This window comes from Paenibacillus artemisiicola (assembly GCF_017652985.1).
GTDB lineage: Bacteria > Bacillota > Bacilli > Paenibacillales > Paenibacillaceae > Paenibacillus_Z > Paenibacillus_Z artemisiicola.
The window spans coordinates 14,732-28,569 of sequence record NZ_JAGGDJ010000018.1 but is presented as its reverse complement, the minus strand read 5'-3'; the positions used below and the strand labels follow the sequence as shown (position 1 = coordinate 28,569).

The following is a 13,838-nucleotide window of genomic DNA, read 5'->3' as shown; positions in this document are numbered from 1 at the left end:
CGGATGTGCGGCGGCGCGGCCGGACGCTACCAGATGCCTTCGCGGCCCATCTTGTTCGCCGCGAAGTTGGCGCCGAAAATGAGCGCCAGATTGACGAGCGATTGGATCATGCCGATCGCCGTCGTCAAGCCGAAGCCGCCCTGCCGGATGCCGAGATCGTAAATGTAGGTGCTGAGCACGTCCGCCACGTCCATGACGAGCGGATTCATCATCGCGTACGGCTGCTCGAAGCCGATCGAGACCATGTGGCCGAGGTTCAGGATCAACAGAATGACGATCGTGGGCATGATGCCCGGCAGCGTGACGTGAACGATCTTCTTCCACCGGCCCGCGCCGTCGATCGCCGCCGCCTCGTACAGATGGGGATCGAGCGTCGTCATCGCCGCGAGGTAGATGATCGTGCCCCAGCCGACGCCGGCCCAGATGCCCGAGCCGATGAAGACGGTCACCCACCAGGCGTTCTCGCCCATGAAATACACCGGCTGCAGGCCGATCCACTGCAGGACTTGGTTGACGATGCCGTACTTCGGCGATAGCAGCGCGTAGATCATGCCGCCCATGAGCACCCAGGACATGAAGTGCGGCAGGTACAGGAGCGACTGCGTCACGCGCTTGAAATAGTTGCTGCGCACCTCGTTCAGCAGAATGGCGAGGATGATCGGCGCCGGGAAGCCGAAGACGAGGCCGAGCACGTTCAGCATGAGGGTGTTCCGCGTAATCTTGTAGAGGTCCGGCAGGTGGATCATTTCCTTGAAGTACGCGAAGTCGTTCCACGGGCTCTTGAAGACGCCTTGGAACATGTTGTAGTCCTTGAAGGCGATCAGCAGCCCGAACATCGGGATGTAGCAAAAGATGAAGAAGTAGACGAGCCCCGGCGTCAGGCAGAGATAGAGATCGATGTTTTTGCGGATTCGTTTCCAGGTCGTGCGCTTCGTCGCGGCGGCGTCCGCTTCGTAGGGAAGAACGAGGCTTTTATCGGTTTGCGCTTCCACTTGCTCCCCTCTTTCCGTTTGGGATACTTCAAGTGTAGCGGGTTATGTAAGCGTTTCACATGCGGGATTTTTTACATTTTATTAGATTTCTTGACGTTGGGCGAAGTGCGGACGGATGCGGGCGGACATGCCGGCACGAAACGGGCGGGCGCGAGCGGCATGCGCCCCTGCGGGGCGGGGGCGGGCTCGCGGCTGGCCCGCGGGCAAGCCGGGCACGGCCGAGCGGCGAGGCGCTCGGCCGAGCGGACTGCGCGTGAACCCGTGTGCCGGGCAGCGCAAACGGCGAAAGCGGCGCGATACCCCCGGTCGCGTGCCGTTTTTGCAGGTTACCGGGTCACCCTCTTGCGCTGTTTCCGGCCCGTTTACCGTCTATGTAGGTTACTGGTTCACCTTCTTGCGCTGCTTTCGGCCTGTTCGCCGTCTATGTAGGTTACTGGATCACCTTCTTGCACCGGTTCCGGCCCGTTTAACGCCTATGTAGGTTATCGGGTCACCCTCTTGCGCCGGTTCCGGCCCGTTTAACGCCTATGTAGGTTACTGGATCACCCTCCTGCGCTGCTTTCAGCCCGTTTAACGCCTATGTAGGTTACTGGGTCACCTTCTTGCGCTGCTTTCGGCCTGTTCGCCGTCTATGTAGGTTACTGGCTCACCCTCCTGCGCTGGTTCCGGCCCGTTCGCCGTCTATGTAGGTTACTGGCTCACCCTCCTGCGCTGGTTCCGGCCCGTTCGCCGTCTATGTAGGTTACTGGCTCACCCTCCTGCGCTGGTTCCGGCCCGTTCGCCGTCTATGTAGGTTACTGGCTCACCTTCTTGCACCGGTTTTCGGTCCGTTCGCGGTCTATGTAGGTTACTGGTTCACCTTCTTGCGCTGCTTTCGGCCTGTTCACCGTCTATGTAGGTTACTGGATCACCTTCTTGCACTGCTTTCAGCCCGTTCACCGTCTATGTAGGTTACTGGCTCACCTTCTTGTACCGGTTTTCGGTCCGTTCACCGTCTATGTAGGTTACTGGATCACCCTCTTGCGCTGGTTTCGGCCCATTTAACGCCTATGTAGGTTACCGCTTCACCTTCTGCTCACAATTCTCCCCCGGTCCCTACGTGATCAGGGGAGCGGAAAGGACTCGGAGACGCCTGGGAAAGCCACACGGGCGCAAAATCACAAAGCCCGGCCGGCGCGAACGTCCGGAGTTGCGGCCAGGATGCCGATTCGCGAGCCGCGGAGGGTAACACGGACGCCTGGGACAGGTCCCGGCGCAGTATTGCAGGCCGCGGCCCGGAAGGAGCGCGGAGGTCTGAGGCAGCCCTGCGGCCACAGGACCGCGAGCCGCATTCGGACTGCAGCGTGGGAGGAGCGCGGAGGTCTGAGGCAGCCCTGCTGCCACAGGACCGCGAGCCGCATTCGGACTGCAGCGTGGGAGGGGCGCGGAGGTCTGAGGCAGCCCTGCTGCCGCAGGACCGCGAGCCGCATTCGGACTGCGGCTCAGGCAGCGCCCCGGCCGGCGCGGGTCCATGCACCCGGCGCCGCCGCCAACGGCCTAGCCCCGCTTCATCCCGTGCAGCGCCGCGTCGAGATCCTCGATCAGCGCGTCGGCGTGCTCGAGGCCGATGGAGACGCGCAGCAGCCCCTGCGGGATGCCGGAGCGCCGCGACGCTTCCTCGTCCAGCCACAGGCCGGGCGAATTGACGAGGCTTTCGAAGCCGCCCCAGCTCGGCCCTTCCTCGAACAGGCGGAGCGCCTTCATGAGGCCGGCGATGGCTTCGCGGCTGCCCTTCGGCACGAAGCCGAGCAGGCCGGAATAGCCGCTCATCTGGCTGCGGCCGAGCTCGTATTGGGGGTGGCTCGGCAGCCCGGGATAGAGCACCCGCTCCACCAGCGGATGCGCCTCCAGGAACGCCGCGATCCGCAGGGCGCTCTCCTGATGCTGGCGCATCCGGACGGGCAGCGTGCGCAGGCCGCGGATCAGCAGCCACGCCTGATGCGGGTCCATCGACGCGCCGAACAATCCCCGCTCGCGATGGGTGACCGGCTCCAGCCGCTCGCGGCTGCCGACCATGACGCCGGCGATGATGTCGCTGTGGCCGCCCAGGTATTTGGACGCCGAATGAACGACGAGGTCGACGCCGTGCGCGATCGGGTTCTGGTACATCGGCGTCGCCCACGAGTTGTCGGCGATCGTGACGATGCCGCGGGACCGGGCCAGCGCGGACACCGCGCGCAGATCCTGCAGCGCGAACACGTTGGACAGCGGCGTCTCGAGATAGATGGCCTTCGTATTCGGGCGCAGCGCCCGCTCGAACTCGTCGGCGCTGTCGCCGGAGACGAACGTCGTATCAACGCCGAACTTCGCCATGTAATCGTCCAGAAAAGCCTTCGTCGGCGGGTAAACGTTCCGCGGGCAGACGATGTGGCAGTCCTTCTCCATGACGGTCATGAGCGCCGCCGTGATCGCCGCCATGCCGGACGAGAAGCAGCGCGCCTCTTCCGCCCCTTCCAGCGCGGCGATCTTCTTCTCGGCGAGCTCGATCGTCGGGTTGGCCGCGCGCGTGTAGCTGTAGCCGTGATCGGTCGTTTTGCGCGTGAACAGCGTGTTTTGGAAAATCGGCGGCACGATCGCCCCCAGATGCCGGTCGTACTCGTCGCCCAAATGCGTGCAGATCTCTTCCTTGCTCATCGCCCTCTCCGCGGGCTTGCGCGTTTCGTCCATAGCCGTTCCTCCCGTCGATTTCCGCCGCCTTGCCGGGCGGCGGCTGCTTGGCGATGCAGAGCGCGCAAGCGACGAAAGGTGCCCCGTCGACGGGACACCTTTCGCTTGCGCCGAACCGGTCTATCTTACGTCGTCTCCCATTCATACTCCGCCTCGAACGCCGCCGACGCGGCGACGCGGCGCACCATGACGCCCCAGCGGACCAGGTCGAGCCGATGCTCGTAGCCCTTGAAGATATACACGCTCGTGCCGGGGCAGCCCGCCATGCGCAGCGTGACCTTCTTCTCCTTCAGCGCCCAGTGGACCTCCCAGTCCCCGTCCGTGTCGCAGCGGGCCGTCTCCAGCATCAGCTGGTAGCCGTCCCCGTCGCCCGGCCGCTCGCACGGCGCGAACGGCAGCGCCGAGCTCAGCTCGCCGGTGCAGTGGAAGAACCAGTCGATCGTATGCGCGGACCCGTCCGCGCCTTCGGCGGGCGTCACGTAGAACCGGTCCTCGAGCCGATCCGGATGCAGCCGCAGGCTTCGCGCGAAACCGTAGCCGGGATAGACCTCGTCGGCCGCGACGCTGCAGGTAGCGCCGACCGCGTCGAACGCCAGCAGGCGCCCCCGCGGCCGGTTCGGTTGGGTCTCGCGGTCCAGCATGACCGAATTGTGCGCGATCGTCTTGCGCTGCCATTCGCGGAACAGGTCGGAGCCGTAGCCGCTGTTGGAGATGTCGCGCGAGAGCACCTCGTCCTCGACGAACAGCTCGAAGTTCATGAGATCGGCGTGCGAGTGCCCGCGCAGCACGTAGCCGTACTTGAGGAAGACCTCCGCCTGCCCGCTGCGCAGCAGCGCGAAATAAATGTCCGGGTCGTGCCGCGACTTCCCGTCGGGCAGGCCGCTGCCGGCGGGCGCGCCGTCGAACCGCTCGTTCTCCCAATCGCGGCCGAACAGCAGCCGGGCGATGCCGCCGATGCTCGCGCCGGGCAGCGATTCGCCGGGCCGCTCGTAGCACTTGGACAGCGCGTAGCGGAACGCGGGCTCGTCGCGCACGTTGCGGACCCACTCGTACTGCTGGGCGTAATTGCCGAACTTCAGCTGCGGCCAGCCGTCGTTCGGGTTCGGGAACTCGCCGTTCGCGAACGCGTAGTTCACCGGATACCGGTACATCCGCAGCAGGCCGTCCTCCATCATCGGGAACGAATGGCCGTAGATTTTGCAGAAGGCGAGATAATACGTCAGCCCTTCCGCGCAGTAGAAATGGTAATGCATCGACGCCTCGTACCAGAAGCCCTGCGGCAGCAAGCCGTCGCCGAGCTTCTTCTTGATGCCGTATTCGCCCTCGGCGGCCCGCTCGCACCAGACCGGCTCGCCGAAGAACAGGCCGGTCATGCCGGCGGCGGCCTTCATCCAGCAGATGATGTTCGGCGTGACGCCGACCTTCCCGATGAGGAACTCCGCCTCGGGAATGAAGAAGCGCCGCTTGTACGTCTCCAGCTCCTCCGCGGTGAACCGCTCCTTCACCAGCTCCATGCCGTTCAGCAGCCAGATGACGGCGACCCCGTCGGTCAGGTCGCAGCCGGTGAAGCGGCCCTCCTGGTTCGGAGGCGTCCGCACCTCGAAGCGGCCGTAATGTTCGCACAGGAAGCCGAGCACCTTGCGGATGTACGCCATGTATTTCTCGTCGCCGTACAGGTTGTACAGCACGGCCGCGTTGAACACCTGGCTGCACGAGCCCGTGCGGTAGATGTACGCCCAGGCGTCGTCCGCGACCTGCGCCTCGCGCAGCTCGCCGCACCCGCCGCAGCGGTGCACGCCCGGCTTGCCGGGATCGAAGATCAGCGCCGCGAAGCACCGGTCGCAAAAATAATGATGGCCCCAGCCGGCGACGCGCGCCGGGTCGTCCGCGTAATGGGCGACCCACCAGTCGGTGTCCGGCTTGAATTTATCGACGATCCGCCTCGCCCAATCGAAGCGCGCGATCTTCTCGCGCACCGCCTGCCAGTCCTCGACCAGCCGCATCGTGCCGTTCAACATTCGCACTCACTCTCCCGTCGCTAGATTCGTCGTCCCTCCGTATCGCCCCGGCTCAGCGTCAAGCCTGCGCGAGCGCGCCGGCGGCTTCGGGATGCTTCAGGCTTTCCACCAGCATGAGCAAGGCCATCGCCTGGCCGTACGGCATCGGACAGACCGACACGCGGCGGTAATAGTCGAGGTCGCTCCCGACGATGGTGCCGTAGGATACGCCCTGCACGAGCCCGTCGGCGTCGATCCGCGACGTCACCGCCTTCAGCGCCTTCAGTCCGGCGGCCCGGTACCGCTCGGGCAGGTAGCCTTTGCGCACCGCCTTCAGCATGCCGTAGGCGAAGCCCGCCGTCGCCGAGCTTTCCGGATACGAATCCGGCTGGTCCAGCAGCGTCCGCCACATGCCTTCCTCCGTCTGCAGCGGCACGAGCGCCTCCGCCATCCGCTCGAGCGAGGTGAGCAGGAAGCGCGTCACGCCCGGCTGCACCGGCACGATATCGAGATAATCGACGAGCCCGGCGGCGTACCAGGCATTGCCCCGGCCCCACAGCGCCCCGCCGAAGTGATGGTTGCCGAGGAACGTCCAGCCGTGGAAGAACAGCCCCGTCCGCACGTCGGTCAAATATTTCAGATGGACGAGGAACTGGCGGACGCTCTCCTGGACGTAATCGTCGTTGCCGAGCAGCACGCCCATCCGGCCGAGGAACAGCACCGTCATGTACAGCGTGTCGTCCCACAGCTGGCCTTCGTTGTCGGCGGTGACGGTAATGTGCGAGATGCCGCCCTCCGTGGTGCGCGGCATTTCCGCGTAGGCGTAATGCGCCCACTCCCGGCAGACCGCCGCGTAATCCTCGCGGCCGAGCTCCTCGGCCAGGTAGCTCATCGTCAGCAGCGGACACATCGTATTGACGTTTTTGCCGGGCAGGCCTTTCGCCAGATGCCGGTCGAACCAGGCGACGAGCTCGTCCAGAAGGTCCTTCCGGCCGGTCTCCTTGTAGTACAAGTACTTGGCGAACAACCCCACGCCCTGCGACCAATCCCAGACGTCCATCGAGACGATGCTCTCCTTGAGATTCTCCTTGAACGCCGGCTTCAGCTTGTTCATGCCCTGCAGCACGAGCTCGATCGAGCGGCCGGCCGCGCCTTCCTCCCTACGGTTGCGTTCCACCTTGTCAGCTCCTTCGTTCCGAAGAGGCTTGCCCCGCCTCCGGCGGCGGGGGCGCTTCTTCTTCGCTGCCCCTATTGTCGCCGCTCGCGAGAGCGCTTTCCATGGTGGAATCTTGCGGTTATATTAGCTTTTTTGCGCTTCGTCCCCCGGGCCGTCCTCCTCGTTCGCCGGGAGCCGGACGCGCACCGTCGTCCCTTCGCCGACGGCGCTCGCGATCGTCAGGCCGTAGCCGTCGCCGTACAGGATCCGGATGCGCTTGTGCACGCTGATGATGCCGACGTTCGTGTGCTTGTTCGTGCCGTCCGGGGTCCCGTAACGCTCGGGAGCGAGCAGCCGGTCCACCGTCTCCGCGTCCATGCCGACGCCGTTGTCCGACACCTCGAGGACCGCGTCGCCGCCTTCCCTTCGGCAGCCGACCCGGATGAGCGCTTGGCCCGGCTTCTCCTCGATTCCGTGCACGACCGCGTTCTCGACGAGCGGCTGCAGGATGAACTTGGGCACGCGGCAGGCGGTCAGCGTCTCGTCGACCTCGTAGACCAGCTCGATCCGGTCGCCGTAAATGATTTTGTGAATGGCCAGGTAGCCGCGAATGAAGCCGAGCTCCTCCCCGAGCGTCACCGTATCGCCCTTGCGGCCGATGCTCTCGCGCAGCAGCGTGCCGAGCAGGTAGACCATCTCGCCGATCTCGTCCTCGCCTTTCAGCTTGGCCATGCTGTACACCGCTTCGAGGGTGTTGTACAGAAAATGCGGGTTCATCTGCGCCTGCAGCGCCTTGTATTCGAACTGCAGCGTGCGGTACTCGGCCTTCTGCTTCAGCATCTTCTCGCTGTAGACGGAATGGAACAGGTCGTTGATTTTCTCCGCCATGGAATTGAACTTGGCCGTCAGCAGGCCGACCTCGTCGCGGCTCTTCGGCACGATGGCTTGATGCTGGAAGTCGAGCGAGAAATGGGTCATGCGCTGCAGCAGGATGCGGATGCTCTGGGTGATGCTCTTGGACATGAAGGCCGCCATCAGGAACGCGATCAGCAGCGAGACGAGCAGCGTGCCGATCGTCCAGTACTTGAGGCTTTCCGTGCCGCGGGTCAGCCGGCCGACGTCGATGATCTGCACGATTTTCCACTTGTCGTACACGGTGGAGAGCACGCTCGCGATGTAGCGCCGCCCGTCGTATTCGAAATCGCTCTTGCCGGTATCCGACATGTACAGCCGCTCGTCCAAATAATACTCCCCGACGCCGGCCCGCTCCTCCGACGAAACGAACAGCCGGTTGTCCTCGTTCAGGATGAGAACGTCGCCGTCCATCAGATTGTGCACGTTCGTCACGATGGCGCCGAGATAGTCGCTCTCGAGCCCGATCGCGATAATGCCGACGTACTTGTTGGTCGCGATGTCGTACAGCGCCCGCGCCATGTACAGCGTGTCGTTGTCGCCGCGGAACCAGAGCGCCCGGCCCCGCATGTCCTGGATCTGCCGCAGGTCGAGCCTCTCCGTCAGTTCCCGGTTGTAGTTCACGAGCGCCTTGCGCTGGATCGAGTAGGACTTTCCCGAGCTGTCGATGATGAACACGGACAGAAAATAATCCTCGTTAAACAGCAGGTCGCTCAAAAAATCGTTGATGAACGTGTCGCGGACATAAACGTCGGCCTGCTTGACCGGCTTCTCGCTCAGCTTCTCGCTGAGGCTGGAGCTGCGGAACTGCTGGAATGCCATCTCCTCGACGTCGGACGTCAGCTTATCGAGGTTGATGCCGATCTGGCCGATCAAATAGTGCGAGAACTCCGCGGAATTCCGCTTGATCGCGCCGACCGACACCCAGTAGTTGATGCCGCTGATCATGAGCACGGTGATGAGAATGATGACGGCGAACGACAGCAGAAACTTCGTCCGCAGCTTGGCGTCCGCGAGGACGCGGCTCCATTTGCGCATACGCACCTCCCGCGCCGGTTATCGGCCCCTCGTCAGTCGTCCAGATGATGGAGGCTCTCCACGAGCATCAGCAGCGTCATCGACTGGCCGTACGGCATCGGACACTGCGGGATGTCGCGGTAAAATTGCCGGGAATGCCCCATCCGCGTGCCGTAGGAGACGCCCTGCACCATGCCGTCCGCGTCGATCCGGCGGATGACCGCCCGCAGGGCGGCGAGGCCCGCGTCGCGGTACGCCTCGCTGATGTAGCCCATGCGCACCGCCTTCAAGATGCCGTAGGCGAAGCCCGCCGTCGCCGACGTCTCCTCGTAGGCGCCGGGATCGTCCAGCAGCGTCCGCCACATGCCGCTCTCCGTCTGCAGCTCGCGCAGCCGGCGCACCTGCTGCTCCAGCGTGGCGATGAGGAACATCTCGGTGCCGAGCGGCAGCTCGACGATGTCGAGGTAATCGACGAGCCCGGCCGTGTACCACGCGTTGCCGCGCCCCCACAAGGCCCGCGCGAAGTTGTCCCGGCGCACGAACGACCAGCCGTGGAAGAACAGTCCCGTCCGCGTATCGGTCAAGTATTTCAGGTGAATGAGAAACTGCCGGACGCTCTCCTGCACGTACGGCTCCCGCTTCAGCAGGACGCCCATGCGCCCGAGGAAGAGCACGGTCATATAGAGCGTGTCGCCGCGCAGCTCGCCCTCGTTCGCGCTGTCGAGCGTCACGTGGGTGATGCCGAATTCCGGCGTGCGCGGCATCTCGTCCGCGGCGTAGCTCGCCCATTCCTCGCAGACGGCCAGGTAGTCCGGCCGGCGCGTCTCCTCGTACAGGTAGCTGAGGGTGAGCAGCGGGCACATCGTGTTCACGTTCTTCGGCGGCAGCCCTTCGCGGAGCCGGCTGTCGAACCAATCGGTCAAGTACCGGAGGATGCCCGGATTGCCCGATTCCTTGTAATAGTGGTAGAGCGAAAACAACCCGACGCCCTGCGACCAGTCCCACTTATCCATCGAGATGATGCTGGCGGGCGTGTCTTCCTCGATCGTGACTTCCAGACGCTGCATGCCGGAGATGACGCGGTCGATCAGCGTCTCGAGGCGCTCCCGCTGCAGCTGCGCGGTCGGCATTGGTTTTGAGACCTCCTCAAAGCTTTACATAGTAAAGCTAACTTCGTAAGCATAAGCTTAGTTTTGCGTAGCAAAACTCGCTTCGTAAGCATCGGCTTAGCACCCGCTCCAACTTGCCCTCTCCATTCGTGTAAACGCTAACATTTTTTCGAATCCGTCCGACGCTGTCCCGCGCGGCCGGCGTCTATAACGATAGCGCAGAAGGCAGGCTCGGGACATCCGTCGATCTTGCGGTTTTATTAGCTTTCTTTACTTCGGTTCTTGTACGCCTTCGGCGACACGCCCTCGAGCTTCTTGAACACCTGGTAGAAATAAGCGTACTCCTTGTAGCCGACCAGCTCGCCGACCTCGTTCACCTTGTGGCGCGGGTCGCGGAGCAGCCGCTTGGCCGCCTCGATCCGCGCCTTCGCCACCAGATCGACGAAGTTGATGCCGGTCTCCGTCCGCAGCAGGCGGCTCAAGTAGCTCGGGCTGAGGCCGAAATGGTCCGCGACGGCGGTGAGGCTGACGTTGTCGGCGAAATGGCCGTTGATGTAGTCGACCGCCCGCTTGACCACGAGGCTGTACTCCTTGTCGCCGCCCTCGAGCTTGGCCTTGACGGTCTTGATGAACGCGGCCAAATAATCCGACGCCTCCCGCATGTCCTGCAGCCGGTACACGTCCTCCAGCACTTCGCTCATGCTTTTGTCGAAGCCGAACTCGTCGCCGGTGGCCCGGTAATAGTAACGGGCGGCCGCGAGGCAGACGTCCGCGAGCAGTCCTTTCGCCACCCGGATGTTGCCGTCGCTGTACGCCCGGATATGCTCGAGAAACGGCTCCAGATGCCCGATCATCTCCTCGCCCGGCGCCTGCTCCAGCATCCGGTTGAACTGCTCGAGGTCGCGGATGATGGAGAACCGGCCGCTCTCGCCCGCCGGCTCGGCCGGCTCGGGGAACAGCACGGAGCCTTCGGCCCCGAAGAAGCTCGCGTCCATGAGCGCGGACGCCTCGGCATGCGCCCCGTGAAGCTCCTGCAGCCGGCGGCATACCGGACTCGCGGCGATGACGATCATCAGCCCGTGCCGCCGGCGGATCAGCTCGATGACGTCGTGGCAGAAGCTCTGCAGCTTCATCTTCAGCTCGCGCGGCGTAAGCGGCTTCGGAAACAGGCAGGCCAGCACGAGGTCGTCGTGCCGGTACGAATCGACGACCTCGAACTCGCGCCGGGCGGCCGCCTCCCGGGCCATCGCGGCCAACTCGCCGTACAGCCCCGGGCTGATGCGGAGGCTGGCGGCGCCTTGCGCGGCGCCGGTCGTCCGTTTCGACCGGACGATCAGCACGGCGCAGCGCTGCCAGGCGAGTCCGAGGCCGGCGGCCGTCTCCGCCAGCGCGTCGTCCGGCGGGACGCTGCCGGCGATCAGCCCGGACACGAACTGGCTGCGCAGGGACGGCAGCGAGTGCCGGTGCCGCTCCGCCAGCCGGCTGTACGCTTCGTCCCGGCTCTCCCGCAGCGACTGCTCCGTCCGGGCGCTCTCCAGCTCGCCGACGGCGAGGCCGATGACCCGCTGCAGCTCGTCGTTGCGGACCGGCTTGACGATGATGTCGTAGACGCCCAGACGAACCGCGCGCTTCGCGAAGTCGAAGTCCTGGTAGCCGGTGATGAGGATCGTCTTCGACAGCGGGAACGTCCGGTGCATGTACTCGGCCAGGTCAAGGCCGCTGAGGCCGGGTATTTTAATGTCCGTGATCAAAATATCGGGCTGCTGCTCGTGGATGACCCGCTTGCCCTCGATGCCGTCCGCGGCTTGTCCCACGACGGTGCAGTTCAGTCCGTGCCAGTCGACGGTTTGGACGATGGACCGCAAAATCAGCGGCTTGTCGTCGATGACGACGACGGTCTTCTTCACGTTGGCGAACCTCCCTTGCGCTTGGAAGCGGCGGCCGAAGCCGGAATGCCGTAGCGTCTGCTCGCCGAAAACGCGCCGCTTTTCGGAATATTCTAACATAAGCGAACGTCACCCGCCTATGCCTTGACGGCGATTTCATTGCCGGCTTCGCGCGATCGGAGGCAGCCGAAAAAAGGCGGTTCCCGCCGGGCTCCGCAGGGAGCCGGGAAACCGCCTTTTGGGCAGCAGCCGCTAGGCTGTAAAACTGAAACGGCCGGCCTGGCCGCCGCCCGCCGTTCTCAAGGCCGGGGGCAGACGCGACGGCATCTCCGCGCTCCGCAAAGCCGCCGCCGCGTGGCGCGCGCCGCCGCCCGATTACCGGACGTGCTCGCCCAGGAACCGCTTGATCAGCGCCGCGCTGAGCGCCAGGTCCTCCTCCAGCGGGAAGTGGCCCGTGTTCAGCAAATGCACCTCGGCGTCCGGGAGATCCCGCCGGTAAGCGAGCGCGCCGTCCGGCCCGAAGAACATATCGCGCTGCCCCCACGCGATCAGCGCCGGCGGCCGGTGCGTCCGGAAGTACTCCTGCCAGACGGGGTACTGCTTCAGGTTGTTCCGGTAGTCGTAGAAGAGCGCCAGCTGGATGTCCGCGTTCCCCGGGCGGTCCAGGACGAACTGGTCCTGGTTCCAGGCGTCGGGGCTGACCCGCTCCGGATTCCGCGTACCCTCGACGTACTGCAGCTTGGTGAACGCCGGCGCCAGCAGCCCCAGCATGTTGTTCCGGTTCGTCTCGTCCGCCGGATCGCTCCAATAAGCCCGGATCGGGGCCCACGACGGCAGCAGGCCCTCCTCGTAGGCGTTGCCGTTCTGCGACACGATGGCTTGAATCCGTTCGGGATGCTTGACGGCCAGCCGGAATCCGACCGGCGCGCCGTAATCGTGCACGTAGATGCTGTAACGGTCGAGGCCGAGCGTTTCCGCGAACGCCCCGATCAGCTCCGCGAGCCGGTCGAATGTGTAATCGAACGCTTCGGACGACGGCTGGTCCGAATTGCCGAAGCCCGGGTAGTCGGGCGCGATGACGCGGTAGTCCGAGGCCAGCTCGGGAATCAGATTCCGGTACATATGGGACGAGGACGGAAAGCCGTGCAGCAGCAGGACGACGGGCGCGCCGGCCTTGCCGGCTTCCCGGTAAAACAATCGAATGCCTTCCACTTCCGCCGATTTATAGTGTACGAACATCGGGATCACCTCATGCATGGATTTTGGTTGCGAGGCCATGTCGGCTTCGGTTAAAATTATACATACAGGTCTGTATAGTTTCAAGCGCGAATTTCTCGCAGCTCGCCTTCCCGCTCCGATTTCGTCCGTTTGCGCGCGGTCGAATTTGCGTTTACAATAGCGGATATAGACAAGTCGGTATAGTTTCGAAGCCGCGCGGCGCCCCGTCGCACGGCGGGAATGGGAGTCCTGCGCTTATGAACCGAAGTAAAAAAGACCATATCCTGACCGTCGCCTCGGAGCTGTTTTACAAGAACGGCATCCGCGCGACGGGCGTCGACCAGGTCGTCGCCGAATCCAAGATCGCCAAGATGACGCTCTACAACCATTTTCCGTCCAAGGACGACTTGGTGCTGGCCTATCTGCTCCGGCACGACGAGCGGTGGCGCGCCTGGTTCGAGGCGGCCGTCGCGGAATCGGCCGGCACGCCGAAGGAACGGCTGCTCGCCGTCTACGACGTTCTCGGCCGCTGGTTCGAGGAGCCCGGCTTCAACGGCTGCGCCTTCCTCAAGACGGCCTCCGAATACGCGGACCCTTCGCATCCGTACTACGAAGCGGCGCATCGCTACAAGTCGCATTTGAAGACGTACCTCTCGGACCTCGCCGGCCGATTGGACGAAGCGAACCGCGAGGCGCTGGCCGGCGGGCTCTATCTGCTCGCGGAGGGCGCCATCGCGGCCCGGATGCTCCGGACCGACCCGGACGCGGCCCGCCATGCCCGCGCGACGGCCGAGCTGCTCCTGGCGCGGTACCGCTGAGCGCGGTCCTCTCCGAATCCGGACGCG

At 64.4% G+C, this 13,838-nt stretch carries 9 protein-coding genes; 1 reads left to right on the top strand and 8 read right to left on the bottom strand.

Going from position 1 to position 13,838, the window contains the following annotated elements:
- Positions 1-26 precede the first annotated feature (26 nt).
- The 8 genes from I8J29_RS19560 to I8J29_RS19525 all read right to left on the bottom strand — a co-directional run bounded on the left by I8J29_RS19560 (position 27) and on the right by I8J29_RS19525 (position 13,014).
- Positions 27-992, bottom strand: coding sequence for an ABC transporter permease (locus tag I8J29_RS19560; RefSeq protein ID WP_338113231.1), 966 nt, complete (start codon positions 990-992; stop codon positions 27-29).
- Between the two features lie 1,536 nt (positions 993-2,528).
- Positions 2,529-3,698, bottom strand: a complete 1,170-nt coding sequence (locus I8J29_RS19555) for a trans-sulfuration enzyme family protein (RefSeq protein WP_208849195.1) — start codon at positions 3,696-3,698, stop codon at positions 2,529-2,531.
- 125 nt (positions 3,699-3,823) lie between these two features.
- On the bottom strand, positions 3,824-5,716 hold the full coding sequence (locus I8J29_RS19550; RefSeq protein WP_208849194.1) for a heparinase II/III domain-containing protein: 1,893 nt from the start codon (positions 5,714-5,716) through the stop codon (positions 3,824-3,826).
- A 58-nt stretch (positions 5,717-5,774) separates the two neighbouring features.
- Positions 5,775-6,872, bottom strand: a complete 1,098-nt coding sequence (gene bglB / locus I8J29_RS19545) for a beta-galactosidase BglB (protein ID WP_208849193.1) — start codon at positions 6,870-6,872, stop codon at positions 5,775-5,777.
- 123 nt (positions 6,873-6,995) lie between these two features.
- Complete coding sequence (locus I8J29_RS19540; protein ID WP_208849192.1) at positions 6,996-8,801, bottom strand: sensor histidine kinase; 1,806 nt, start codon at positions 8,799-8,801, stop codon at positions 6,996-6,998.
- A gap of 32 nt (positions 8,802-8,833) precedes the next feature.
- Positions 8,834-9,910 (bottom strand): beta-galactosidase BglB, encoded by a 1,077-nt coding sequence (bglB, locus tag I8J29_RS19535; RefSeq protein ID WP_208849191.1) that lies wholly within the window; start codon positions 9,908-9,910, stop codon positions 8,834-8,836.
- A gap of 239 nt (positions 9,911-10,149) precedes the next feature.
- Entirely contained in the window at positions 10,150-11,796 is a 1,647-nt protein-coding gene (locus tag I8J29_RS19530; RefSeq protein WP_208849190.1) for a response regulator transcription factor, read from the bottom strand.
- A gap of 354 nt (positions 11,797-12,150) precedes the next feature.
- Positions 12,151-13,014, bottom strand: a complete 864-nt coding sequence (locus I8J29_RS19525) for an alpha/beta fold hydrolase (protein WP_208849189.1) — start codon at positions 13,012-13,014, stop codon at positions 12,151-12,153.
- Positions 13,015-13,250: 236 nt separating this feature from the next.
- Here I8J29_RS19525 and I8J29_RS19520 point away from each other — a divergent pair, with 236 nt between their 5' ends.
- A complete protein-coding gene (locus I8J29_RS19520) occupies positions 13,251-13,811 on the top strand; it encodes a TetR/AcrR family transcriptional regulator (protein WP_208849188.1) in 561 nt (186 codons plus the stop codon).
- Positions 13,812-13,838 lie beyond the last annotated feature (27 nt).